General features: G+C 55.0%; 1 protein-coding gene. It reads right to left on the reverse strand.

The genetic code is table 11. The annotated features are described in order from the left end of the window. Positions 1-38 precede the first annotated feature (38 nt). A partial coding sequence (locus tag H1D41_RS18230) for an IS3 family transposase (RefSeq protein ID WP_228850264.1) occupies positions 39-934 on the reverse strand: 896 nt, incomplete at its 5' end.

The raw sequence follows: 934 nt of genomic DNA on the forward strand, positions 1-934 counted from the left end.
TGGACCTGTCTCGCTTTCGTGCCGCCCCAAGTGCTCGTTTAAGCCACTTTCCTTTCGAAAGCGACGGGGCTTTTCCACCCCAATGCTGAGTGGCGGCGACGTGGATTGTAGAACCCGTTTATATATTCGAAGATCGCCATCTCAGCCTGCCGCCGCGTTTCCCATGATCGCCGCCAGATCAGTTCGGCTTTGATCGTCTTGAAGAAGGTTTCGACTGCCGCGTTATCATAACAGTTACCCCTGCCGCTCATTGACACCTTGAAGCCACGCTGACGCAGGATCTTCTGATAATCATGAGAACAATATTGGCTGCCGCGATCCGTGTGGTGGATGCAGTCTTTCGGCGGTGAGCGGAATGCGATCGCCATCTTCAGCGCCCTAATTGCCAGATCGCGCTTCATGCGGTTACTGGCGGCCCAACCAATGACGCGTCTCGAATGCAGGTCGAGGATAACAGACAGATACAGCCATCCCTCACGCGTCCAGATGTAGCTGATGTCACCCGCCCATTTCTGGTTTGGGGCGTCAGCGTTGAAGTCGCGATCCAACAGGTTTGGCGCGATATTGAATTTGTGGTCACTGTCTGTCGTGACCTTGTGTTTGCGTGTTCTGACAACAGATATCCCGTTTTGGCGCATCAAACGACCGACACGGCGGTGCCCGACGTCCAGGCCAATCTCTTTCAACTCTTCGGTCATCCGTGGCCGACCATAACTGCCCAAGCTGAGACGCGACTGTTCTTTGATATGCGCCAGTGTGACGAGGTCAGATCGCTGTCTGCGACTGGCTGGTCGGCTGCGGAATGCGCGTAACCCGCGTGTGCTGACGCCAACGACATCACACAGCCGGTTGGCTGGGAAGCTGCACCTGTGTTCTTCGACAAACCTAAATCTCATCACTTTAGACCCGCGAAGAACTGGGTGGCCTTTTTTAG

It is taken from the genome of Halocynthiibacter styelae (assembly GCF_016123485.1).
Lineage (GTDB): Bacteria > Pseudomonadota > Alphaproteobacteria > Rhodobacterales > Rhodobacteraceae > Halocynthiibacter > Halocynthiibacter styelae.